This window comes from Vogesella amnigena, assembly GCF_042648905.1.
In the GTDB taxonomy this organism is placed as follows: domain Bacteria; phylum Pseudomonadota; class Gammaproteobacteria; order Burkholderiales; family Chromobacteriaceae; genus Vogesella; species Vogesella amnigena.
Genome location: NZ_JBHRYH010000005.1, coordinates 223,728 through 245,184, shown reverse-complemented (window position 1 = coordinate 245,184; position 21,457 = coordinate 223,728). Strand labels below are relative to the sequence as shown.

Annotated in this window: 22 protein-coding genes; 9 read left to right on the top strand and 13 right to left on the bottom strand. The window is 65.9% G+C overall.

The features are described 5' to 3' along the window. The 7 genes from ACFOKJ_RS02975 to adh all read right to left on the bottom strand — a co-directional run. On the bottom strand, positions 1–966 hold a 966-nt coding region (locus tag ACFOKJ_RS02975; protein WP_390276519.1), incomplete at its 3' end, for a retention module-containing protein. A 217-nt stretch (positions 967–1,183) separates the two neighbouring features. Next, entirely contained in the window at positions 1,184–2,119 is a 936-nt protein-coding gene (locus ACFOKJ_RS02970; RefSeq protein ID WP_390276518.1) for a quinoprotein relay system zinc metallohydrolase 1, read from the bottom strand. Further along, a complete protein-coding gene (locus tag ACFOKJ_RS02965; RefSeq protein WP_390276517.1) occupies positions 2,116–2,901 on the bottom strand; it encodes a quinoprotein dehydrogenase-associated SoxYZ-like carrier in 786 nt (261 codons plus the stop codon). The genes ACFOKJ_RS02970 and ACFOKJ_RS02965 overlap by 4 nt, the downstream gene beginning before the upstream one ends. Positions 2,902–2,903: 2 nt before the next feature. Then, the gene (locus ACFOKJ_RS02960; protein ID WP_390276515.1) at positions 2,904–3,731 is read right to left on the bottom strand and encodes a substrate-binding periplasmic protein; all 828 of its coding nucleotides are present in this window, start codon (positions 3,729–3,731) and stop codon (positions 2,904–2,906) included. Between the two features lie 4 nt (positions 3,732–3,735). Continuing rightward, positions 3,736–4,170: a cytochrome c-550 PedF gene (gene pedF / locus ACFOKJ_RS02955; RefSeq protein ID WP_390276514.1), complete on the bottom strand. Its 435-nt coding sequence runs from the start codon at positions 4,168–4,170 to the stop codon at positions 3,736–3,738. Further along, on the bottom strand, positions 4,167–4,556 hold the full coding sequence (locus tag ACFOKJ_RS02950) for a DUF779 domain-containing protein (protein WP_390276512.1): 390 nt from the start codon (positions 4,554–4,556) through the stop codon (positions 4,167–4,169). The genes pedF and ACFOKJ_RS02950 overlap by 4 nt, the downstream gene beginning before the upstream one ends. Positions 4,557–4,905: 349 nt before the next feature. Then, positions 4,906–6,426 carry an aldehyde dehydrogenase gene (gene adh / locus ACFOKJ_RS02945; RefSeq protein WP_390276511.1) on the bottom strand — a complete coding sequence of 507 codons (1,521 nt, stop codon included), beginning with the start codon at positions 6,424–6,426 and terminating at the stop codon, positions 4,906–4,908. 314 nt (positions 6,427–6,740) lie between these two features. Here adh and ACFOKJ_RS02940 point away from each other — a divergent pair, with 314 nt between their 5' ends. Then, positions 6,741–7,109 carry a hypothetical protein gene (locus tag ACFOKJ_RS02940; protein ID WP_390276510.1) on the top strand — a complete coding sequence of 123 codons (369 nt, stop codon included), beginning with the start codon at positions 6,741–6,743 and terminating at the stop codon, positions 7,107–7,109. Beyond that, positions 7,106–7,501: a type II toxin-antitoxin system VapC family toxin gene (locus ACFOKJ_RS02935; RefSeq protein WP_390276509.1), complete on the top strand. Its 396-nt coding sequence runs from the start codon at positions 7,106–7,108 to the stop codon at positions 7,499–7,501. The genes ACFOKJ_RS02940 and ACFOKJ_RS02935 overlap by 4 nt, the downstream gene beginning before the upstream one ends. A 259-nt stretch (positions 7,502–7,760) precedes the next feature. On the opposite strand, the gene ACFOKJ_RS02930 is transcribed toward ACFOKJ_RS02935, so the two are convergent. Both ACFOKJ_RS02930 and nosP read right to left on the bottom strand, forming a co-directional pair. After that, the gene (locus ACFOKJ_RS02930) at positions 7,761–10,319 is read right to left on the bottom strand and encodes a hybrid sensor histidine kinase/response regulator (protein WP_390276508.1); all 2,559 of its coding nucleotides are present in this window, start codon (positions 10,317–10,319) and stop codon (positions 7,761–7,763) included. Continuing rightward, positions 10,312–11,469, bottom strand: coding sequence for a nitric oxide-sensing protein NosP (gene nosP, locus ACFOKJ_RS02925; RefSeq protein WP_390276507.1), 1,158 nt, complete (start codon positions 11,467–11,469; stop codon positions 10,312–10,314). The genes ACFOKJ_RS02930 and nosP overlap by 8 nt, the downstream gene beginning before the upstream one ends. A 147-nt stretch (positions 11,470–11,616) precedes the next feature. Between nosP and ACFOKJ_RS02920 the strand changes: the two genes are divergently transcribed. After that, positions 11,617–12,165 carry a PQQ-dependent catabolism-associated CXXCW motif protein gene (locus tag ACFOKJ_RS02920; RefSeq protein WP_390276506.1) on the top strand — a complete coding sequence of 183 codons (549 nt, stop codon included), beginning with the start codon at positions 11,617–11,619 and terminating at the stop codon, positions 12,163–12,165. Between the two features lie 458 nt (positions 12,166–12,623). Here the strand turns inward: ACFOKJ_RS02920 and ACFOKJ_RS02915 are convergent, their stop codons facing one another. Genes ACFOKJ_RS02915 through ACFOKJ_RS02900 form a run of 4 tightly spaced genes read right to left on the bottom strand, consistent with a single transcriptional unit; the run spans position 12,624 to position 16,264 of the window. Continuing rightward, entirely contained in the window at positions 12,624–13,397 is a 774-nt protein-coding gene (locus tag ACFOKJ_RS02915; RefSeq protein ID WP_390276505.1) for an ABC transporter permease, read from the bottom strand. After that, positions 13,394–14,119, bottom strand: coding sequence for an ATP-binding cassette domain-containing protein (locus ACFOKJ_RS02910; protein ID WP_390276504.1), 726 nt, complete (start codon positions 14,117–14,119; stop codon positions 13,394–13,396). Before ACFOKJ_RS02910 ends, ACFOKJ_RS02915 begins: the two co-directional genes overlap by 4 nt. Further along, positions 14,116–15,084 carry a YVTN family beta-propeller repeat protein gene (locus ACFOKJ_RS02905; protein WP_390276503.1) on the bottom strand — a complete coding sequence of 323 codons (969 nt, stop codon included), beginning with the start codon at positions 15,082–15,084 and terminating at the stop codon, positions 14,116–14,118. The genes ACFOKJ_RS02910 and ACFOKJ_RS02905 overlap by 4 nt, the downstream gene beginning before the upstream one ends. Positions 15,085–15,100: 16 nt before the next feature. Further along, positions 15,101–16,264: an ABC transporter substrate-binding protein gene (locus ACFOKJ_RS02900; RefSeq protein ID WP_390276502.1), complete on the bottom strand. Its 1,164-nt coding sequence runs from the start codon at positions 16,262–16,264 to the stop codon at positions 15,101–15,103. 214 nt (positions 16,265–16,478) lie between these two features. Between ACFOKJ_RS02900 and ACFOKJ_RS02895 the strand changes: the two genes are divergently transcribed. The 6 genes from ACFOKJ_RS02895 (at position 16,479) to ACFOKJ_RS02870 (ending at position 21,427) form a co-directional block, all read left to right on the top strand. Continuing rightward, a complete protein-coding gene (locus ACFOKJ_RS02895; protein ID WP_390276500.1) occupies positions 16,479–18,251 on the top strand; it encodes a PQQ-dependent methanol/ethanol family dehydrogenase in 1,773 nt (590 codons plus the stop codon). Between the two features lie 52 nt (positions 18,252–18,303). Further along, complete coding sequence (locus tag ACFOKJ_RS02890; protein ID WP_390276499.1) at positions 18,304–18,624, top strand: c-type cytochrome; 321 nt, start codon at positions 18,304–18,306, stop codon at positions 18,622–18,624. A gap of 161 nt (positions 18,625–18,785) precedes the next feature. Further along, the gene (locus ACFOKJ_RS02885) at positions 18,786–19,439 is read left to right on the top strand and encodes a response regulator (RefSeq protein ID WP_390276498.1); all 654 of its coding nucleotides are present in this window, start codon (positions 18,786–18,788) and stop codon (positions 19,437–19,439) included. A 69-nt stretch (positions 19,440–19,508) separates the two neighbouring features. Further along, positions 19,509–20,105 (top strand): LemA family protein, encoded by a 597-nt coding sequence (locus tag ACFOKJ_RS02880; protein WP_390276497.1) that lies wholly within the window; start codon positions 19,509–19,511, stop codon positions 20,103–20,105. After that, positions 20,102–20,962 (top strand): TPM domain-containing protein, encoded by an 861-nt coding sequence (locus tag ACFOKJ_RS02875; RefSeq protein ID WP_390276495.1) that lies wholly within the window; start codon positions 20,102–20,104, stop codon positions 20,960–20,962. The genes ACFOKJ_RS02880 and ACFOKJ_RS02875 overlap by 4 nt, the downstream gene beginning before the upstream one ends. Before the next feature lie 63 nt (positions 20,963–21,025). Beyond that, complete coding sequence (locus ACFOKJ_RS02870) at positions 21,026–21,427, top strand: DUF1289 domain-containing protein (RefSeq protein ID WP_390276494.1); 402 nt, start codon at positions 21,026–21,028, stop codon at positions 21,425–21,427. Positions 21,428–21,457: the final 30 nt, after the last annotated feature.

Here is a 21,457-nt window from a genome sequence, read left to right as displayed (position 1 = left end):
GGTTACCACCATCTGGGCGGTGCCGGAGTTGTTGCCGCTGTTGTCGGTAACGAAGAAGCTGAAGGTGTCGGTCTCGGCCACGTTCTCGTTGTCGATATCGGTGGTAGGGCCGGTGAGCTCATAGGTGTAGCTGCCCTCGCCGGTGGCCGGGTCGTAGCTGATGGTGATTTCACCGAATGCCCCGGGCACGGTGGCGCCATTCAGGCTGGCAATGGGGATGGTGATGCCATTGATGGTGATGCTGGCAATGTCGCCCAGGCCTTCCGGATCGCTGATGCTGAACGTGCCGGTGGCGAATTCGGCATCGCTGCTGGCGTCACCCACTTCGGCGCTGCCGTTCGGGTCCAGGCCGGCTTCGTATACCAGGCCATCGTTGGCAACGCCATCCGGGCCCTGGTTGGTGGGCTGTTCCACCACGATGGTGGGCGGCTCGTTAGTCACGGGGAGTTCGCTGGTCTGTGCACGCCCGGTGGAGCCGAGATTGTCGATGCCCAGATCCAGGCTGGCGCCGGTGATGCCTTCCGATACCCGGCCAAGGATGATGTAGCTGTTGCCGCCATCCTCAGCGCCCCCGGCGGCGCCGGCCAGGCCGGCGGCGGCGGCTTCCAGCTGGCTCAACGGGTCTTGCCCGCCCTGCAGGGCGGCCAGTACCTGCTGCGCTTCCGGTTGCAGCGGCGCCAGCGCGGCGTCGGTGGCGTCGGTGGCGGCGGTCTGGGTGGGGAAGACGTCATCGGTGATGGTGAGGTCGCGGGCTTCGGCAATGCGCACGATGTCGCCGCCGGCGGATTGCAGCTCGATGAAGGCATCTGCAGGGATGATCAGCCGTACCCCGCTGGCCAGCTCCTCGCCTACCTGTACGGCATGCTGGGTGCCATCGGGCATGACGGCGATGATCTTGCCGGCGAGGGCGACAACCTTGCCCTGGGCGATGTTGAGCGTGCTGCTGGTGCTGGAGGTGGTGGCCATGATGGGTGCTCCTGTGAGCAAGTGTTAATTCCACTGTAGGCCGCGCCAACTTGGGGCTCTATTGTACTGAAGGGAGGGTAAAAGCCTTGATGCACATGGGTTTTGCCAAAAAAAACACCCGCGCGGGGGGGCGGGTGTAAAGACCCGAACGGTCAAGCCCGGGGAGGAGGATGTGGTCTATCTGCGGCATGCCGCCGCCGGGTGATCTCGCGCCGCGCTATGGCGTGTCCAGTGCGCCCAGCGCTGCCTGCTCGTAGCGGCCATACAGAAAGCCCACGCTGCGGCGCCACTCGTCGCGGGCTTCGGCCCAGCTGGCGAACTCGGCCGGTAGCGGCAGCTGCATCACTTCATTACTTGTCAGCCCACGGTTGGCCGCAGCGCGCAGCGTGGCGTCCAGCCACTGCAGGTAGCGGCGGGTGGCGCGGATCGGGCCGGCGTCGCGTGCCACCGGGCCGTGGCCGGGCACCAGCAGCTTGAACGGCAGCGCTTCCAGCCGGTCCAGCGACTGCAGCCAGCTGGCGATGTCGGCATTGGGCATGGTGGGCGTGCGGCCGTTGAATACCTGGTCGATGGCATACAGCACGCCACTGCTGTGGTCGAACACCGCGATGTCGGACTGGGTATGGCCGGGTGCGGCGATGAATTCCAGCTGGCGCTGCCCCACCGGGTGCATGCCGGGCTGCAGCAGGGTGTCCGGCAGCCTGGGCTCGGTGCCCTGCATGCGGTCGCCCACCAGGCGGTAGAGGTTCTCCGCCAGGCCATCTGCCTCGCTCTGCAGCATGGCGGTGGTGCGGGCATCGGCCAGGATAGCCACGTCGGCAAACGCCTGGTTGCCGAGGAAATGGTCCGGGTGCTTGTGGGTGATGAGCAGCTCGCGCACCGGCTGGCCGGCGGTGGCCTGGATCACGCGGCGGTACTGCTCGCCGAAGGCGCGCGACGGGCCGCTGCCGATCACCACCACGCCGTCGCCGGTGGCGATGAAGGCGCTGTTGACCAGAAAGCCGCCATTGGCCGGCGTGAAGTAGCCGGTGTCGGCAATCACCGCCCAGCTGCCGGGGGCGATCTGCTGTGGCTGGATCGGGTAATCGCCAGCCTGCACGCCGCTTGCCAGCAGGCCGAGCAGCAGCAACAAACGTTGGCCGCGGCGCATCATGGCAGCCCCCGGATAGTGGCCTGGTACAGGTTGCCGTCGCTGTCGCCGGCGCTGATGCGCAGCGGGCCGGCGGTATCGGCCGGCAGCTCGAAGGTGAACAGCGGGCTTTCCGCCAGCGGCGCTTCCAGTGCCAGTTCCGCCAGCGGCTGGCCGGCGCCGTCGCGCAGTTGCAGCCGGTTGAGGTGAAAGCGCGGGGTGTTACCCACCAGGCCGGTGTCCATCGGGTGCATGATGCGCAGCCGCAGGCGCTGCAGACCGTCCTGCTGCCACAGCCTGCCGTACAGCCGGCCCTGCAGCAGTGCCCAGTCGGTGGTATTGCGGGTAGGGGTAGGCAGCGCGCAGCCACCGCCCGGCGCATCCACCAGCTGGCCGCCGACATGCCACACGCCATCGGCGGTACGCGCCGCGGCACGCACCGGCGTGGCCTGGTTGACGCGTATTGCCACCGCCAGGGTTGGCCGCAGGCTGCCGGGGGTGAAGCGCAGCGCCAGCGGCAGCGGATTGTAATCGGCAAACAGCAGCAGTTCTTCCACCTGGCCCAGTGCGCTGGCATCCACGCTCACCGGCACGCGCTGGCCGTCTTCCACCTGCCGTGGCAGGCTGATGCGCACCCGGTCATCGAACACTGCCGGCTGGCCGTGCAGCACATTGCGCTGCATCACATTCCACATTACCGATTGCAGCGGGTCGTGCTGTGGCTCCGTGCTCTGGCTGGCGGCGTGTGCAGCTGTCGGCAGCAGCCAGAGCAGGGATAGCAGCAGGCATAGGAAGGCGCGGCGCATGGCTAGTGCTCGTCCGCCGGCCGGTAGCTGACGTGGTAGCGCTGGAAGATCGCCGCCAGCTCGCCGCTGGCGCGCAGCTCGGCCAGCGCATCGCTGGCGGCCCAGGCCAGGTCGCGCAGGCTTTCCTTGGTGGCCATGCCGATTTCCCAGCCGGCTTTCAGCAGGCCGGGAGTCTGCGGTTGGCCCAGTTGCCAGCCTCCACCTTGCAGCGACCATTCCAGCTCGCTGCGGGAGCCGAATACCGCATCGGCCTGGCCGGCTTGCAGCGCGGCGCAGGCGGCGCCCGGGTTGGGGTAGTGCTGCAGCTGGCCGCGCAGGCGGCCGCCTTGCAGTGCCGACAGGTACAGGTCGGCCAGGCTGTCGTTTTCCACTGCGATGCGCTGGCTGGCTATCTGCCATGCCGAGCCGGGCACCGACTGGCCGGCCCAGGCCAGCTGCTCGCGGTAATAGGCGCCGAACAGGTGCACATTGTCGTTGCGCCGCGCCAGTTCCGCATCGAACGGCACATGCAGCATCAGCTCGGCGGTGCCGCCGCCCAGGTAGTGGCCTTTCCACACCGCGTTGCGCAGGTCGCCATCCACGTCGTCAGCCGGGGTGATGGGCATGAAGTTCACCGCCAGCCCCAGCTTCTGGCCGATGGCGCGCGCCAGCTCGATATCGATGCCGGCCAGCTCGCCGTTGCGGATAAAGGAAAACGGCGGGAAATCGCGGTACACCGCCACCCGCAGCACGCCGGCGGCTTTCAGATCGTCCAGGTTGGCCGCACGGGCGGCCGGCAGGGCGAGTAGCGGGGCCAGCAACAAGGCGGCCAACAGCTGGCGGCGGCGCATGCTGTTACTCCTGGTGCACGGTGTCGAGCCAGGAACGGATCGCCCAGGCGGCCTCCTGCGACAGGATGCCCTCGAACGGCGGCATATAGGTCACGCCGTTGCGGATCGAGCCATGGCGGATGCGGCCCTGGAACACCGCGTCGCCTTCCTCGCCGGTGGGCAGCTGGCGCAGGTCCGGGGCGATGCCGCCGGAGATGGCGTCGATGCCGTGACAGCGCGCGCAGTTCTGCGCAAAGGCGGAATGGCCGATACGGATGGCATCGCCATTGCCGCGGTAGGGGTTGCTGTCCAGCCAGTCGCTGCCCAGTTTTTTCAGGTTGCCGGTGTCTACCGGCTGCGGCGTCACGTCACCGTGCGCGCCGGCCAGGCCGGACAAGCCCAGGCTGCCGGCGCCAGCCAGCAGCGACAGCATCAACAGGCGGAGGGTAACGGCTTTCATGGTGTGTTTCCTTGCGGGGTGGTGGGGGAATCCTGATCCAGCGTCGCCAGTTCCGCATCGGTGAACAGGCGTGAGCGGGTGAGAAAACGCACACCCTCCGGTGCTTCCACCGAGAAGCTGGCGCCGCGGCCGGGCACCAGGTCGATGGTGAGGTGGGTATGGCGAAAATATTCGAACTGGAAGGCGCTCATGTAGAACGGCGCACCGGCGATCTCGCCCAGCAGCACATCCTGGCTGCCCAGGTGAAACTCGCCCTGCGGGTAGCACATCGGTGCACTGCCGTCGCAGCAGCCTCCAGACTGATGAAACATCAGCGGGCCATGCCGGGCGGTGAGTTTTGTCACCATCTCGGCGGCAGCGGGGGTGATGTCGACGCGGCTGACCATGCGAGCCTCCGTGGCCTGGCACCGGAGTGCCTGTGTGTTGGGTGGATAACAACAATGGTTGAGTCGGTAGGGCGGATGCCCCGGCAAGCCAGGACAATCCGCCAACCGGTTGGGTGGCCCACATCACCCCGGATATTCTTGGTAGGGCGGATGCCCCAAGGGGCGATCCGCCGGTTACGTGGCCCACATTGCGGCGGAACGCCTCTTGCGAGGCTTCCGCCCTACGGCGGCAGTCTGCGGTGGCGTGCGTCGCGAGCGGGTCGCGGCTGGTGCGAGAAGCACAGCGGTACAAGTGGTACCGCGAGCATCACAGCGCCGGCCCCGGCCCGCGCAGCAGAATGCTTGCCGCTCAGAAGAAGCCCAGCGCGTTGGGGCTGTAGCTCACCAGCAGGTTCTTGGTTTGCTGGTAGTGGTCCAGCATCATCTTGTGGGTTTCGCGGCCGATACCGGACTTCTTGTAGCCACCGAACGCGGCGTGCGCCGGGTACAGGTGGTAGCAGTTGGTCCATACGCGGCCAGCCTTGATGCCGCGGCCCATGCGGTAGGCCAGCGAGCCATCGCGGGTCCACACGCCGGCGCCCAGGCCGAAGGAGGTGTCGTTGGCCAGCTGCAGCGCCTCTTCACGGGTCTTGAAGGTGGTTACCGCCACGACCGGCCCGAAGATTTCCTCCTGGAACACGCGCATCTTGTTGTGGCCGGCCAGGATGGTCGGTTCCACGTAGTAGCCGCCTGCCAGATCGCCACCCAGTTCGGCACGGCGGCCACCGGTCAGCACCTCGGCACCTTCCTGGCGGCCGATCTCGATGTAGGACAGGATCTTGTCCAGCTGCTCGGCGGAAGCCTGGGCACCGATCATGGTGCTCATGTCGTACGGGTTGCCCTGCTTGATGGCTTTCACGCGGGCCACGGCACGTTCGATGAAGGCGTCGTAGATCGATTCCTGGATCAGCGCGCGGCTCGGGCAGGTACACACTTCGCCCTGGTTCAGCGCGAACATGGCGAAGCCTTCCAGTGCCTTGTCGAAGAACTCGTCGTCGGCGTTCATCACGTCTTCGAAGAAGATGTTCGGCGACTTGCCGCCCAGCTCCAGCGTTACCGGAATGATGTTCTCGGACGCGTACTGCATGATCAGGCGGCCGGTGCTGGTTTCACCGGTAAATGCCACTTTGTTGATGCGGGTGTTGGTGGCCAGCGGCTTGCCGGCTTCCAGGCCGAAACCGTTCACCACGTTCAGCACGCCCGGCGGGATCAGGTCGCCGATCAGCTCCATCAGCACCATGATGGCCATCGGGGTCTGCTCGGCCGGCTTCAGTACCACGCAGTTGCCGGCGCCCAGGGCCGGAGCCAGTTTCCAGGCGGCCATCAGCAGCGGGAAGTTCCAAGGAATGATCTGACCCACCACGCCCAGCGGCTCGTGGAAGTGGTAAGCAATGGTGTTCTCGTCGATCTCGCTCAGGCTGCCTTCCTGTGCCCGCACGCAGCCGGCGAAGTAGCGGAAGTGGTCGATGGCCAGAGGAATGTCGGCGGCGTTGGTTTCACGCAGCGGCTTGCCGTTGTCGGCGGTTTCCACGGCGGCGATGAACGGGGCGTATTGCTCCAGGCGGTCGGCGATGCGCAGCAGCACGTTGGCGCGCTCGGTCGGCGAGCTGCGGCCCCAGCGGTCGGCGGCGTTGTGCGCGGCGTCCAGTGCCAGCTCGATGTCTTCGGCAGTGGAGCGGGCGATTTCACACAGCGGCTGGCCGGTTACCGGGCTCAGGTTGGTGAAGTACTGGCCGCGTACCGGGGCCACCCACTTGCCGCCGATAAAGTTGTCGTACTGGCTACGCAGCGGGATGGTGTTCTGGATGGCATTCAGGGTCTGTTGCAGCATGATGTTCCTCCGGGTTCTGGTGACATGCCGGCGATGTGGATCAGTGGCCTGGCAGTGATTGCATTGTGCGAATCAGAAGGAGGTTCGACCATGCTACTTTGGTCGCAGAACCAGGCGTGGCGCGGCCTGGCGGGAAATAACTGCTGCCAGAATGGCTCACCTGTACGGGGGAGCTTCCTACCCGAAAGGTCTGCTGTGCGGAGCCTGCTGGAGAGAGGCAAGGCAAGCTCGGGCGGCAGAATACTACTCTGCATTGCACTGCCGCAAACCCCTGATTAAACTGCAATCATTTAATGCAATGCGAGATTGAGACCATGAAGAAAACATCCATCGGTCACATATCTGTGTCGAGTGCAGGCCGGCTACAGCGTCGCGAGCGCATAGATATCAGAAAGTCGTTCAAGCAGCAGAAACAACTCGTCGCTCCCGAGGTTTTCGTTGTTACGCCAGACGTCATGGAAAAGCTGCTGATCGGGGGGACACGTATACAAATCGATAGCGGCGGAAGTCGGTCATCACCGGCGCCAGTGGTAAACAGGCCAACACCTCCGGCACCGGAGCAAGAAACGGCACCGGTTCACGATCAATCCCTGCGTAAAGCTTTTGGTCTGTTCAAGAGGCTGGGCATTGCGCCTGTTGATGGCATTGAGTACCAAGAAGCGGTGAGAAAGGATTGGGATTGAGCCAAGCCTACTTATTTGATACCAACGTACTGATCTACCTGTTGGATGGGGAGGATGAGAGGATTCTGGAGTTTATCGAGTCCATCCCGAGAGAAGATCGCTATATCAGCTCAATCACTAGGCATGAGGTCATGATTGGTAAGCCAGATGCCCGCGAGCGTGACATTTTTAGTGATGAAGACAATCAGGTGTTTAACGCTATCAACGACAACTTCACTACCGTTCCGATGTCGCCAAGGATCGAGCGACTGGCGGCGCAGCGCAGAAGGCAGAATGGTGGTCGGGCACCGGATGCCATCATTGCGGCTACTGGCCTGGAGCTGCAGGCCATAATTGTCACTCGCAACGTGAAAGACTTCAAAAACTACCCATTTGGCGTGCATCCCATCTGAGTCTGGCCCTCTTAACTGGGGGGCTTTCACGTCGGGTATCAATGTCAAATTTTCGCCATGATGCGCCTACCTAGCACCGTAGGGGAGCCTGCCGCCACGAAACTACCGGGTCTTTTGCCACAGAAACCACGGCGGCAAACCTGCTGCGCCTCTGCCTGCGCCCACTTGTTTCGTGTTTTTCGTGGTTTTCGTGGCGAAAGGTTTTTTCTGTGTTTTCCGTGGATTCCGTGGCGAAAGAGGTTTTCAGTGTTTCCCGTGGCTAGGCGTTGTCCGGGGCGCCCCCTGCCTGCGTCAGGTGCGCCAGCAGGGTGCGCAGCCGTGCCGGGCGTACCGGTTTGCCCAGCCACGCCCAGCCGCTGTCGTCAGCCAGCTGGCGAACCTCATCGCTGCGGTCGGCGGTGATCAGCGCCGCCGGCAGGTTGCGGCCAAGGTGGTGGTTGATGCTGCGGATGGCGTCCACCCCGGTGGCGCCGTGGTCCAGGTGGTAGTCGGCGAGGATCGCGTCCGGCACCACGCCCTGCTGCTGCAGCAGGGCAATCGCCTCGCTGGCGGAGGCTGCGGCCAACGGGTGGTAGTGCCAGTCGGCCAGCAGCGTGCACATGCCTTCCAGAATGCTGGCCTCGTTGTCGATCAGCAGGATGGTGGCGCCCTGGCGCTGCGCCGGCAGCGCCTGTAGCTGCGGCGCTTCGGTCGGCGGCGCGGTGGCTACCGCGGCAGCGTCGCCATACGGCACTACCACGCCGAACAGCGAGCCACGGCCGAACTGCGACTGCACCACGATGCGGTAGCCCAGTCGCCGCGCCAGGCGGCTGACGATGGCCAGCCCCAGGCCCATGCCCTTGGGGCACAGGCTGTGGTGTTCCGGCAGGCGCTGGAACTCATGGAACACCTGCGCCAGCTTGTCGCCGGGAATGCCCAGCCCCTGGTCCCACACGCCGACCAGCAGTCCGTCCGGCTGCGGCCGGCAGCCCAGCAGGATGCTGCCCTGGCGGGTGTAGCGGATGGCGTTGGACAGGAAATTGCGTATCACCCGCCCCAGCAGCACCCAGTCGCTGTGCACGATGGCGCGGCCAGCATGCAGCTGCAGCCGCAGCGACTTGGCCTCGGCCAGCGGTGCGAACTCCTCGGCCACCTGGTCCAGCAGCTGGGCTACCGGGAAGTGGCGCAGCTCGGTTTCCACCGCGCCGGCATCCAGCCGCGAGATTTCCAGCAGGGTATTGATCAGATCGTCCACCGCTTCCAGCGCGGTGCCGGTCTTGTCCACCAGCGGCCGCGCGGTAGGCGACAGCGCCTGGCCGGCCAGCGAGGCTAGGAACAGCCGCGCGGCGTTCAGCGGCTGCAGCAGGTCGTGGCTGGCGGCGGCAAAGAAGCGGGTCTTGCTCTGCTGCGCGTCCTCCACGGTGCGGATCGCCTCGCGCAGACGGCCGTTGGCCACCGACAGCTCGGTAGTGCGCTCCTCCACCCGCACCTCCAGCTGTTCCTTGGCCTGCTGAAGTTCCAGCGCAGCGCGGCGGCTTTCGGTGATGTCCTGGATCAGCGCGAAGAAGCCCAGCACGCTGCCGTCGCTGGCGAAGTGGGGGATGAAGGTGGCGCGGGCAAATTCGATGTGCTGGCGCGGTGCCGGCAGCTCCAGCTCGAACACCGAGGCCTCGCCGGCGAGCGCCCGTTCCACGTAGTGACGGCGGGCGTCGAACAGCTCCGGCCCCAGCACCTCGCGCATGGCGCGGCCGTTGATCTCGGAGCGCGGCATGCCGAACCAGCTTTCGTAGCCCAGGTTGGTGAAGCGGTAGATCTGGCGGTTGTCCACGTAGGCGATCAGCGCCGGCATGGCGTCGGTCACCAGCCGGATCTTGGCCTCGCTGTCGCGCAGCGCCTGCTCGGCCTCCTTGCGCTCGCTGATGTCGGTGTAGCTCATCACGAAGCCGCCACCCGGCATCGGGTTGTATTGCACCTCCAGCGTCAGCCCGGCCGGGGTGCTGTGTTCCAGCGTGCCGCCCAGTGGGCAGCAGCGCGCCCATTCTGCCAGCTGGCCGCTGTCCAGCTCGGCCTGGGTCGGCTGGGTCAGCTCCACGAAGCGCTGGTTCCACTCCATCAGCCGGCCGTCGCCGTCGAACACCGCCAGCCCCTGGCGGATGCTGTTCATGGTGGCGTGCAGCAGTTGCGAATGCGCCGCCAGGTCACGCTCGCGCAGCAGGGTTTCCTGGCGCTTGATCTCGGTGATGTCGGTGTAGATCGCCACCCGGCCGCCGCCGGCAATGGCGCGTTCGCTCACCCGCTGCCAGCTGCCGTCGCTCATCGCCAGGATCAGGCTGTCCTGCGGCGCCTGCTGCTGCGCCAGGCGCATGGCGATCCAGCCTTCCGGGTCGGCCTCGGCATCGCGGATCAGCCGGGCCGCCACCGCGGCGCGCAGCAGGGTTTCGAATGGCAGGCCCGGCGCGATCAGCGGCTTGAGCGGCGGGAACATCTCGGCGAACTTGCGGTTGCAGTGCAGCAGGCGGTGCTCGCGGTCCCACAGCGCAAAGCCGTCGGCAATGGTTTCCACCGCCACGTGCAGCTGGTTCTTGGCCAGCTCGGCGGCGCGGGTGGCTTCCTGCAGCGCAAAGTTGCTGGCCTCCAGATCGCCCATGGCCTTTTCCAGCGCGCGGGTGCGCTCCTGGATGCGGGTTTCCAGCTCGGCAGCCACCTGGAAGAAGGTGAACGAGTTGCCGTTGTCGGCCAGCCCCAGCTCCACGCGGCGCATCAGCGCCTCGTTGATCTTGCGCAGCTTGGCGTTGTCGCGCTCCAGTGCGGCCAACCTGTCGGTGTCGTGCTCAGTCATCGCCGTGTCCGTAGCCGATGGCGATACCGGTGAAGGTCTGGTTCACGTGCATGGCCTGGTATTGCTCGCCGTAGGTGGAAAAGCCCACCACGGCGTTGGCCGCCAGCAGCCCGGACAGGCGGGCGATGGCATCGGAATGCATCAGCGGCAGGGTGCGCAGGATGCAGTCGAAGCCCAGCACGATCTGGAATTGCCCCAGCCGGCCGCGCAGCTCGCGGAAGGTATTCGCCAGGTTGTCCACGATATCCACCGCGCGGGTGCCGGACAGCACGATGCCTTCGTCCACCGCGCAGAAAAAGCTCAGGCTCAGGTCCGGGTTGATGCGCTGGATGGAGCGCACATACGGCACACCGCCCACGTTCAGCACCAGCGGGTGGGCGGCGAAGGACAGCGGCGACAGCTTTTCCGGCGACACGCCCAGCATGCGCGCGTACTCGGCGGCGGCCGGCTCGGCGTTGATTTCGGTTACCAGCCGGCGCTCGCTATCGGCCTCGGTGACCACCAGCCGCTCGCCGCTGCGCACGGTGTGCTCGGACTTGAACACCTCGAACGGGTGACGGGTGGCCACCAGCACCAGCACCGCGCTGTCGCTGACAAACTCGCCATCCACCAGCACGTGGGTGCGCTCGAAGCGCATATTGTCACCGGCCGAGCCGCCGCAGATCGGGATATCGCCCAGCGCCCGCGCCAGGCGGCCAGCCAGCTGCTCCTCGCGCGCCGACAGGCCATCCACCAGCAGCAGCGCGAAGGTGCGCCGCTCCAGCGGGAAGCCGCATTTCTGCCCCAGCGCGTAGCGTGCTGCCATCACCGTGCCCAGCGCGTCGGAAAGATCGAAATCCGGCAGCGTGTCGATGCGCTTGATCACCGAGAAGAAATCCGGCGCGGCAAAGCTGGCGCCAACGATGGAATGGCAGCGGTAGCCATCCGGGCTGATCTCGCCGGCGGTGGTACAGCCCACCACCGGCACGTCACCGAAGCGGCGGGCGAGGGCGGGGGCCAGCTTGTCCAGCTGGTAATCCGGCGCCACGAACAGCAGCACCAGCGAACAATCCGGCTGCCACAGCTGCTGGTACAGCTCGTCGGCGGCCTGTTCCGGATCGGCGCTGTACACATGGCAGCGCCGCACCGGCTGGGTCTGGTTGGTAATCATGGGTCTCCATCCACCTGTTGTCTCGCCATCGTGGGCGTTCTTGTTGGATCGTGCGCTTATCGATAGCCGCAGCATAAAACGAAAGTCGCATGGCGGCACCCTTGCCGTCTTGCCATGCTGGCAGCGTATCCCTGAGGAGCCGCCGCCATGAGTCTGTCGCGCATCAGTGTTGCCCTGTTGTTGCTGCTGGGCAGCCATCAACTGTGTCATGCCGAAGCGGTGGCGCTGCCGGATGGCTACCGCCTGCAGCACTACCGCGCCCCCACTCCCGACACTCTGCCCGGCGCCACGGTGCTGGACACCACCGCGCTGCAGACACTGTTGGCCGCACGCCAGCCGCTGCTGCTGGACGTGATGGCCAGCGGCCAGGTGACCGATGCCGCCGGGGTTACCCACTGGCTGCCGGCGCATGCGCGGCAGAACCTGCCGGGCAGCGTGTGGCTGCCCAATGTCGGCTACGGCGAGCTGTCGCCGCTCATGGCCGACTATTTCGCCCGCGAACTGGCGCGGCTCAGTGGTGGCGATGTCGCCCGACCCCTGGTGTTCTACTGCCTGCGCGATTGCTGGATGTCGTGGAACGCCGCGCGTCGCGCCTTGAGCCTGGGCTACCGCCAGGTGTACTGGTACCCGGCCGGCAGCGACGGCTGGGTCGAGGCCGGCCTGCCGCTGGTGGCGGCGCAGCCGGTACCGTTGTAGGCCCGATACATTTCACCTCTCGTAGCCCGGATAAGCCGCAGGCGCATCCGGGGTCAATTCTGTTGTCGTGGTGGCTCGCATCCCCGGATGCGCTGCGCTTATCCGGGCTACGGGGCGGCCTCTGCCGAGCCTGTGCAATTCCCGATGCAATCAAATGATTGGCGAAGCGGGGTGCGGCAATACCAGAGCCTGTTGCGACCGCGTCCTGTCCCGTTGGGACGCGCCGGCAAAAAAGTTGGCCGCAAGGTTTTAAGACGGCGCCTGAGCCGTTTGACGTTAGCAAACGGCGAATCGCCGGCGCCTTGCGGGCGGCTTTTTTGTCGGGGTTTCGCGGCACATCGGGTCGCCTTTTCTTTCGTACCTTTCTTTTGGCGAAGCAAAAGAAAGGTACCCGTCCGCCGCGCGGAAGCGGCAATGTAATCATCGTCCGCGCAGCGGACACAGCGCGCGGCCAACCATCACGCCCGCTGCCGCGGCCGGTAGCCCCACAGCGCCAGCGCCATGCATACCGCAGTGGCGATCAGCGTGTTGACGATGGCGCTCTGCTGCCACTGGCCGTACAGCGCGAAGCGGATCATCTCCACCGCATCGGTGAACGGGTTGAGGCTGCACAGCCGGTACACCACCTCGCTGGCTTCCTGCATCTTCCACAGCGGGTACAGCGCGGATGACAGAAAAAACAGCGGGAACACCACGAAATTCATCACCCCGGCAAAGTTCTCGATCTGCGCCACCCACGACGACAGCACCATGCCGGCGGCGCCCAGCAGCAGGCCGGTCAGCACCAGTGCCGGCAGCACGCTGACAAAGCCCTGCCACGGCAGGTCCACGCCGTACAGGCGGGCGATCAGCAAAAAGGCGTAGGCCTGCAGCAGCGATATGCACATGCCGGCGAACAGGCGGGAAAACAGCAGCCAGGGCAGCGGCTGCGGGCTGGTCAGCAGCACGCGCATGCTGCCCATTTCGCGGTCGTACACCATGGACAGCGAGTTCTGCATGCCGTTGAACAGCTGCACCATGCCCACCAGCCCCGGCACGATGTACACGTCGTAGGTGATATAGGTTTCGTACGGTGGGGTGATGGCGATGCCCAGCGCGGCGCGAAAACCGGCGGCGAACACCAGTAGCCAGATCAGCGGCCGTACCAGCGCGCCGAAGAAGCGCGAGCGTTGCTGCAGGAAGCGGCGCAGCTCGCGCAGGATTACCGCCTGTAAAACCAGCAGCCATTTCATGGTAGTGCCCCGGTATGGTGATCAAACCAGCCGGCCAGATCGCCGCTGCCGCTGGCGGCCAGCAGCGGTGCCACCGGGCCATGCGCCAATAGTTGGCCGCGATGCAGCAGCGCCAGCGTGTCGTGCACCGGGTCGATCTCGTCTATCAGGTGGGTAGCCCACAGCAGCGCCAGGCCGTTGTCGCGTGCCAGTGCGTGCAGATGGGCGATCAGCTGCTGGCGGGTGGGCATGTCCAGCCCCACGGTCGGTTCGTCCAGCAGCAGCAGTGCCGGCTGGTGCAGCAGCGCGCGGGCGATTTCCACCCGCCGGCGGTGGCCGCCGTTCAGCGCGCGCACCCGCTCGCGGCGGCGCTCGGCCAGCTGCAGCCGCTCCAGTTCGGCGTCGATGCGCAGGCCAAGCGCTTTGCCGTGCAGGCCCTGCAGTGCGCCGAAGTAGCGCAGGTTCTGCTCCACCGTCAGGTCCAGGTCCAGCGTCGGTTGCTGGAACACCACGCCGACGCGGCCGAGCAGGCTTGGCCGCAGTGCCTCGCCAAACAGGCGGATGCTGCCCTGCTGCAGCGCCAGCAGGCGGGTGAGCAGGCCGAACAGCGTGCTCTTGCCGGCGCCGTTCGGCCCCAGCAGGATGCAGCATTCGCCGGCCGCCAGCGTCAGGTTCAGCCCGCTCAGCGCCTGGCGCTGGCCGTAGCGGTGGCCCAGCCCGCTGATTTCCAGTACCGGCGTCATGAGCCGCTCACCACCACACCCCAGGGGTAGCGCCCCACCGGGATGGATTTCAGTACCTTCAGCTCGTTTACGTCGATCAGCGACACATCGTTGCTGATGCCATTGGTCACCCACAGCTGTTTTTCGTCGCTGCTGAGCGCGGCGTGCCAAACGCGGCGGCCCACCAGCAGGTATTTCAGCGGCTGGAAGGTCTTGGCGTCGATCACCGCCACGTGGTTGGCCGGCCCCAGTGGCACGAAGGCATAGCGGCCATCGCGGGTCAGGCGGATGCCCACCGGCTGGATGCGGTCCTTGGGGATGCCGGTAATGGCAAAGCGGATGGTCTGCACGCGCTTGCGGCTGGCCACATCGATTACCGATACCGTGCCGCCCACCTCGCTGCTGACCCACAGCTGCCTGCCGTCGGCACTGAAGCGCGCATAGCGCGGCCGCTGGTCTACCAGGGTGTTGTCCACCAGCTGGCGCGTGCGGGTGTCGATCCAGTGCACCATATTGGTGGTTTCCGAGGTATTCACCGCCCAGCGCCCGTCCGGGCTTACCGCCATGCCTTCCGGCTCCACGCCCACATCCACCTGGCCGCTCACGCGGCGGCTGGCCACGTCGACGATGGTGACCACATTGCTGTCTTCGTTGGCGATGTACAGCGCCTTGCCGTCCGGCGACAGCGCGAACTGCTCCGGGTCTTCGCCGGAAGGCAGGTTGTGGCTGATGCGGCCGCTGGCCAGGTCCAGCACCTGCACGGTGTTGTCGTCGCTGGCGCAGATGTACAGCGACTTGCCGTCCTTCGATAGCGTAATGCCGCGCGGGCGCTTGCCCACCGGAATGGTCTTCACCACTTTCAGCGTATTGCTGTCGATCACCGACAGGGTGTGGTCCTTTTCATTGGACACGTAGACGTTGGCCGCAAGGCTCAGCTGGCTGGCGGCCAGCAGTGACAGTGCCAGGCAGTTGCGACGGTGAGGCATGGTGGTGTCTCCTTGTTTATTTGTTACCGCAGCGCGTTTCCGGCGCGTCGAAGCCCAGGGTGTCCAGGTCGGTGCGCGGGTGCAGGAAGCCGTCCTGCGGCGACAGGCTCACCAGCGCACGCGGCTGGGCGATCAGCATCGGCTGGCGCAACTCGCCGTTCCACGGCCGGTAAGACAGCGTGCGGCCCTTGAAGCCGGCCAGCTGGAACGCGTCGCTGCGGATATAGGCGGCCAGCTTGGCACTATCGCCGCTGCCGGTGCGGGTGGCGGCTTCGCCCACGCTGCGCACCGCCGCCCAGGCGGCGTAGTCCACCGCCTGCATATCGCGCTGCTGCTGGCTGCGAAAGCGGTTCTGCAGCTGCACCGCGCCCCATTGTTCTGCGGTGGCGTGCCAGCCTTCCGCTGTCAGGCCCTGGGTGCCGGCCACCGGGCGTGGCAGCCAGCTGCGGTAGGACAGGTAGTCGCCAAAGTCGCCGGCTTCGTCGGCCACGATCAGCACGTCGTAATCGCCGCCCTGGGTAAACACCGGCACCTCGGCCTGTGCGGTGCGGCGCGCGTCATGGCCGTAGTTCCAGCTTTTATCCAGCACGATGCGGCCGCCAAAGCGCTTGGCGGCGCGGCGGATGGCGGCGGCGTACAGCTTGTCTTCCGGTTTGGGCCCCGTCACCAGGAACCACTTCTGCCCGCGGCGGCTTACCAGGTACTGCGCCAGCGCGTCGGCCTGCATGGCGCGCCCCGGCAGGGTGTGCAGCAGGTTGGGGCGACACTGGCTCTGACGCAGACGGTCGTCCGGCGCGCCGGCGTTGAACCACAGGTAGCGGTTGGCCGCAGGCTGCTGCATCAGGCGGTCGATGGCGGCAGCGCTGACATTCAACACCACCAGCGTGGCCGCGGCCTTGCCCAGCTGCGCCAGCATGTCGGCGCCGCTGGCGCCAGCCGGTACCTGCAGCCGCTGCAGTACGAAGCGCTGGTGCACGAAGCGGCCGGTGGTGTTGTTGTCGGCAATCGCCAGCAGGGCGCCGGCGCTGCCCAGGTTGGCCGGGCGCGGCGGCAGGTTGGCCAGCGGCGTGGGTGCCGGGCGCGTTTCTTCCAGATAGCTGATGCGGATGCTGGTATCGGCGCCGGCTGCCAGGCTGGCAAACAGCGCGGCAGCGGCGAGCAATGGGTGGGCGGTGGACATGGCGGCTAGTCAGGCTGGTGGTTTGTCTGCAGCGTGGCGCAGGCCTCCGGCAGCGTCCATTCGACTTAAGTCGCATGCCGTAAAGCGCCATTTGCGACTTAAGTCGAATTGGCCCGCGGCTTGTCGCTTCCGAGAATGCAGACCGTGCCTACCACATCCGGCAGCGGCCGCGCCGCCCGGCAGCCGGCACCCACTACAACATCAGGAGAGCGAGATGAGAAAACCCCAGACCCAGCGCCAGTGGCGCCTGACCGTGTTGTCGTCGCTGTTGGCCGCATCCCTGCTGGCCCCGGTGGCCGGCGCGGCAGTCAGCGACCAGGACATCCTCAATGACAGCCGCAGCACCGGCGATGTGGTGAGCTATGGCATGGGGCCGCAGGCGCAGCGCTTCAGCCCGCTGACCCGCATCAACAGCAAGAACGTGGCCAAGCTGGTGCCGGCCTGGAGCCTGTCCTTCGGCGGCGAGAAGCAGCGCGGTCAGGAAGCGCAGCCGCTGGTGCACGACGGGGTGATCTACGTTACCGCCTCTTATTCCCGCGCCTATGCGGTGGATGCGCGTAGCGGCCAGAAACTGTGGGAATACAACGCCCGCCTGCCGGACGGCATCATGCCGTGCTGTGACGTGGTGAACCGCGGCATGGCCATCTACGAAGACCTGGTGTACTTCGGCACCCTGGATGCGCGCCTGGTGGCGCTGGATCGCAAGACCGGCAAGGTGGTGTGGACCAAGAAGCTGGGCGAGTACAAGGAAGGCTATTCCTATACCGCCGCGCCGATGGTGGTGAAAGGCAAGATCATCACCGGTGTATCCGGTGGCGAATTCGGCGTGGTGGGCAAGGTGGAAGCGCGCGATGCCAAGACTGGCGAGCTGGTATGGTCGCGGCCGGTGATCGAAGGCCACATGGGCACGCTGAACGGCAAGGACAGCACCGTCACCGGCAAGCTGAACGCTACCTGGGAAGGCGACCAGTGGAAGCAGGGCGGCGGCGCCACCTGGCTGGGCGGCACCTATGACCCGGAAACCGACACCATCTTCATGGGCACCGGCAACCCGGCGCCGTGGAACTCCTGGACCCGCAAGGGCGACAACCTGTACACCGCCTCCACCCTGGCGCTGAACCCGGATACCGGCGAGATCAAGTGGCACCTGCAGACCACGCCGCACGACGGCTGGGACTTCGACGGCGTGAACGAATTCGTACCCTTCGACCTGAAGAAGGACGGCAAGGTGATCAAGGCCGGCGCCAAGGCCGACCGCAACGGCTTCTTCTTCGTGGCCGACCGCACCAATGGCGACCTGCTGGGCGCCTACCCCTTCGTATCCAAGATCACCTGGGCCAAGGGCTTCGACCTGAAGACCAAGCGTCCGATCTACAACGAGGAAGGCCGTCCGGCCAACCCGTTCGACCCGGCCAGCCAGGGCGCGGATGGCAAGGGCAAGCCAGTGTTTGCCGCACCGTCCTTCCTGGGCGGCAAGAACTGGATGCCGATGGCCTACAGCCCGAAAACCGAGCTGTTCTACGTGCCCAGCAACGAGTGGGGCATGGACATCTGGAACGAGCCGATCAGCTACAAGAAAGGCGCTGCCTACCTGGGCGCCGGCTTCACCATCAAGCCGCTGTATGAAGACCACATCGGCGTGCTGCGCGCCATGGACCCGAAGACCGGCAAGATCAAGTGGGAATACAAGAACCCGGCACCGTTGTGGGCCGGGGTGATGAGCACTGCCGGCAACCTGGTGTTCACCGGCACGCCGGAAGGCTACCTGAAGGCGTTCGACGCGCAGAGCGGCAAGCAGCTGTGGCAGTTCCAGACCGGCTCCGGCATTGTCGGCAGCCCGATCACCTGGGAAATGGACGGCCAGCAATACGTGGCAGTGGTGTCCGGCTGGGGCGGCGCGGTGCCGCTGTGGGGCGGCGAGGTAGCCAAGAAGATCACCCATATCTCCCAGGGCGGCAGCCTGTGGGTATTCAAGCTCAGCCAGTAATTCTCAACACGTAGCATGGCGGCCGGCCCGTGCCGGCTGCCGGGGAGCAAACATGTTCAAAGCAATGCAAATCGTATTGGCTGCCAGCCTGCTGCTGCCGGCCATCGCCCGGGCCGAACCCAGCGCCGCCGAAGCCATGGCCAGGAAGAACGGCTGCTTTGCCTGCCACAGCGTGGCACGCAAGGTGATCGGCCCGGCTTACAAGGACGTGGCAGACCGCTATGATGGCGACAAGGGCGCGCTGGAGCAGCTGGTGCGCAAGGTGAAGGATGGCGGCAGTGGCGCCTGGGGCACCGCTGGCATGCCGCCGCACCCGCAGCTGAAGGATGGCGACATCCGCAGTATCGTCAGCTGGATCCTGGAGCTGAAATGACCGGGCAGGGGCTTCGTTGTCATGTCGTCGGGTAGATTCAGCCACTTGCTTGAATCGGCAGCCCTGCCGTTTATCAAACAAGGTCCTTCCGCGTGGCGAAAGGACCTTGTCAACATTGTGACAAGCGGCGCTGCCGCTGGTCTTGCTGGCGTGGGATGGATATGGATGCGACGGTACTGATTGCGGATGATCATCCGCTGTTTCGCGAGGCAATGCGGCTGGTGGTAGCCAGCGCGCTGGGCGATGACTGCGAGATTGTCGAGTGCGAAGGGCTGGAGGCAGCGCTGGCAGCGGTGCGCGCCAACCCGGCCATCGAGCTGGCGATGCTGGACCTGAACATGCCGGGCATGGATGGCCTCACCGGACTCGCCCGGCTGCGGCAGCAGGCGCCCACGCTGCCTTTCATCGTGGTATCCGCCGACGAGCGCATCCATACCGTGGAATCGGTGATGTCGGTGGGGGCTTCCGGTTTCATTCCCAAATCCTTCTCCCGCGAGCTGATGAGCGAGGCGGTGAACGCGGTACTGGATGGCGAAATCTTCCTGCCGCCACTGCTGGCCGACCGCGACACCGGTGCACCGGCCAGCAACCCGGAGCAGATGCAGGACCTGGCCGGCCGCCTGGCGCAGCTCACCAAGCAGGAACGCACGGTGCTGGACTACATCGTGAACGGCAAATCCAACAAGGTAGTGGCCATCGAGCTGAACATCGCCGAAAGCACGGTGAAGGCGCATGTGTCGGCAATCCTGCGCAAGCTCAAGGTATCCAGCCGCACCCAGGCGGTAATCAAGGTGGGGCCGCTGCTGCGGGTGTAGCTTGGCTGGCAGGGCGATGGCATAGTGGGATGGTTGGCCGCAAGGCAGTTTTTCCCCCAAGGATTCCCCATGCGCAAATTGCTACTTTCCCTGCTGTTGGTCGGCAGCCTGTCCGGTTGCGGCTACAACAGCCTGCAAGCCGGTGACGAACAGATCAAGGCAAGCTGGTCCGAGGTGCTCAACCAGTACCAGCGCCGCGCCGATCTGGTACCCAACCTGGTGAACACGGTGAAAGGCTATGCCAGCCACGAGCAGACGGTGCTGCAGCAGGTTACCGCCGCGCGCGCCCGGGTCGGCAGCCTGCAGGTCACCCCCGAACTTGCGGCCAACCCGCAGGCGCTGGCGCAGTTCCAGGGTGCGCAGGCACAGCTGGGCAGTGCGCTGTCGCGGCTGATGGTGGTATCCGAAAACTATCCGCAACTGAAGGCCGATGCCGGTTTCCGTGACCTGCAGGCGCAGCTGGAGGGCACCGAGAACCGCATCACCGTGGCGCGCAACCGCTATATCCAGGCAGTGCAGGAGTACAACGTGACGGTGCGCAGCTTTCCATCCAACCTCACCGCGATGATGTTCGGTCACACGGTAAAGCCCAATTTCACCGTGGATAACGAAAAGGCGCTGGCCACACCGCCGCGCGTCGACTTCTCCGCGTCCGCAGCGCAATGAGCCGCGCACTGCGACACGGCCTGCTGGCGCTGTGGCTGCTACTTGCCAGCTGCCTGGCACTGGCACAGCTGGCGGTGCCGGCGCTGCAGGCCCGCGTTACCGACCTCACCGCCACGCTGAGCCCGCAACAGCAAGCCGCGCTGGAACAGAAACTGGTGGCGCTGGAGCAGGCCAAGGGCAGCCAGTTGGCGGTATTGATCGTACCCACCACCGGCGGCGAAGCCATCGAGCAGTATTCGTTGCGCGTGGTGGAGCAGTGGCAGCTGGGGCGCAAGAAAGTGGACGATGGCGCGCTGCTGCTGATCGCCAAGGATGACCGTGCCTTGCGCATCGAGGTGGGCTACGGGCTGGAAGGCGCGCTGAACGATGCCACCAGCAAACGCATCATCAGCGAGATCATGGTGCCGCTGCTGAAGCAAGGCGATTTCTACGGCGCGGTGGATGCCGGGGTGACACGCATCATCGCGGTGATCAACGGTGAACCGCTGCCACCGCCTGCGGCCAACGCCGAGGCTGGCGACGAGGAAGAGGCCTGGACCTTCCTGCCCTTCGTGCTGGTGTTCGCCACCATCCTCGGCGGTGCCTTGCGGCAGATGCTGGGGCGCTGGCTGGGCGCGGCCGGCAGTGGCGCGGCGGCCGGCGCCATGCTGTGGTACCAGCTGGGCTGGGTGTGGCAGTCGCTGCTGGCCGGCGCGCTGGTGTTCGTGATTACCCTGCTGCTGCGCCCCGGCCGTGGTGGCGGTGGTTTCGGCGGCGGGCGTGGCGGTTTTGGTGGCGGCGGTCGCGGCGGCGGTGGCGGGGGTTTTGGCGGTGGCGGCGGTGGTTTTGGCGGTGGTGGCGCGTCCGGCCGCTGGTAGGGCTTGCCATCCAGGCAACAGGCATTACACTGCGGCGCTTCCTTTATTTTTTGCAGGCTTCCCATGCAGCACAGCGCGGACACTCCATGCATCGGCGTATGCTCCACCGCCATCGGCGATGACGTTTGCCAGGGCTGTGCGCGCACCTTTGAGGAAATCAGCTTCTGGTACGAGCTGGATGCCGCGCACAAGGCGCGGGTGTGGGCGGCGCTGCCGCGGCGCCGCGTGTGGCAGGCGCTGGCCCGCGTGGCCGGCGGGCATTTGCGCATCGATACGCCGCAAGTCGACGAACAGGCCACACTGCAGCTGGCCGATGGCCGCCTGCTGCAGCTGGCATTGCCGCAACAGGATGCCAGCGGGCGCTGGGTGACATTGCAGCTGGGCAGCGCGCACTGCCGGCTGCTGGTGTCCGATCCGGCCTGGCCGCAGGCCCTGCGCGACTTTCTGCAGGCGGCAGCCGTTTGACTTTCGGTTGACATTCGCATTGCTGCACCA

Excerpts from the sequence above, each read along its gene's own strand:
- ACFOKJ_RS02890 (WP_390276499.1), top strand. The coding sequence starts at position 18,304 with ATGTTCAAAGCAATGCAAATCGTATTGGCTGCCAGCCTGCTGCTGCCG.
- pedF (WP_390276514.1), bottom strand. The coding sequence starts at position 4,170 with ATGAAAGCCGTTACCCTCCGCCTGTTGATGCTGTCGCTGCTGGCTGGC.
- ACFOKJ_RS02915 (WP_390276505.1), bottom strand. The coding sequence starts at position 13,397 with ATGAAATGGCTGCTGGTTTTACAGGCGGTAATCCTGCGCGAGCTGCGC.
- nosP (WP_390276507.1), bottom strand. The coding sequence starts at position 11,469 with ATGATTACCAACCAGACCCAGCCGGTGCGGCGCTGCCATGTGTACAGC.
- ACFOKJ_RS02885 (WP_390276498.1), top strand. The coding sequence starts at position 18,786 with ATGGATGCGACGGTACTGATTGCGGATGATCATCCGCTGTTTCGCGAG.
- ACFOKJ_RS02910 (WP_390276504.1), bottom strand. The coding sequence starts at position 14,119 with ATGACGCCGGTACTGGAAATCAGCGGGCTGGGCCACCGCTACGGCCAG.
- ACFOKJ_RS02960 (WP_390276515.1), bottom strand. The coding sequence starts at position 3,731 with ATGCGCCGCCGCCAGCTGTTGGCCGCCTTGTTGCTGGCCCCGCTACTC.
- adh (WP_390276511.1), bottom strand. The coding sequence starts at position 6,426 with ATGCTGCAACAGACCCTGAATGCCATCCAGAACACCATCCCGCTGCGT.
- ACFOKJ_RS02900 (WP_390276502.1), bottom strand. The coding sequence starts at position 16,264 with ATGTCCACCGCCCACCCATTGCTCGCCGCTGCCGCGCTGTTTGCCAGC.
- ACFOKJ_RS02970 (WP_390276518.1), bottom strand. The coding sequence starts at position 2,119 with ATGATGCGCCGCGGCCAACGTTTGTTGCTGCTGCTCGGCCTGCTGGCA.
- ACFOKJ_RS02895 (WP_390276500.1), top strand. The coding sequence starts at position 16,479 with ATGAGAAAACCCCAGACCCAGCGCCAGTGGCGCCTGACCGTGTTGTCG.
- ACFOKJ_RS02930 (WP_390276508.1), bottom strand. The coding sequence starts at position 10,319 with ATGACTGAGCACGACACCGACAGGTTGGCCGCACTGGAGCGCGACAAC.
- ACFOKJ_RS02880 (WP_390276497.1), top strand. The coding sequence starts at position 19,509 with ATGCGCAAATTGCTACTTTCCCTGCTGTTGGTCGGCAGCCTGTCCGGT.
- ACFOKJ_RS02965 (WP_390276517.1), bottom strand. The coding sequence starts at position 2,901 with ATGCGCCGCGCCTTCCTATGCCTGCTGCTATCCCTGCTCTGGCTGCTG.
- ACFOKJ_RS02875 (WP_390276495.1), top strand. The coding sequence starts at position 20,102 with ATGAGCCGCGCACTGCGACACGGCCTGCTGGCGCTGTGGCTGCTACTT.
- ACFOKJ_RS02920 (WP_390276506.1), top strand. The coding sequence starts at position 11,617 with ATGAGTCTGTCGCGCATCAGTGTTGCCCTGTTGTTGCTGCTGGGCAGC.
- ACFOKJ_RS02940 (WP_390276510.1), top strand. The coding sequence starts at position 6,741 with ATGAAGAAAACATCCATCGGTCACATATCTGTGTCGAGTGCAGGCCGG.
- ACFOKJ_RS02905 (WP_390276503.1), bottom strand. The coding sequence starts at position 15,084 with ATGCCTCACCGTCGCAACTGCCTGGCACTGTCACTGCTGGCCGCCAGC.
- ACFOKJ_RS02950 (WP_390276512.1), bottom strand. The coding sequence starts at position 4,556 with ATGGTCAGCCGCGTCGACATCACCCCCGCTGCCGCCGAGATGGTGACA.
- ACFOKJ_RS02870 (WP_390276494.1), top strand. The coding sequence starts at position 21,026 with ATGCAGCACAGCGCGGACACTCCATGCATCGGCGTATGCTCCACCGCC.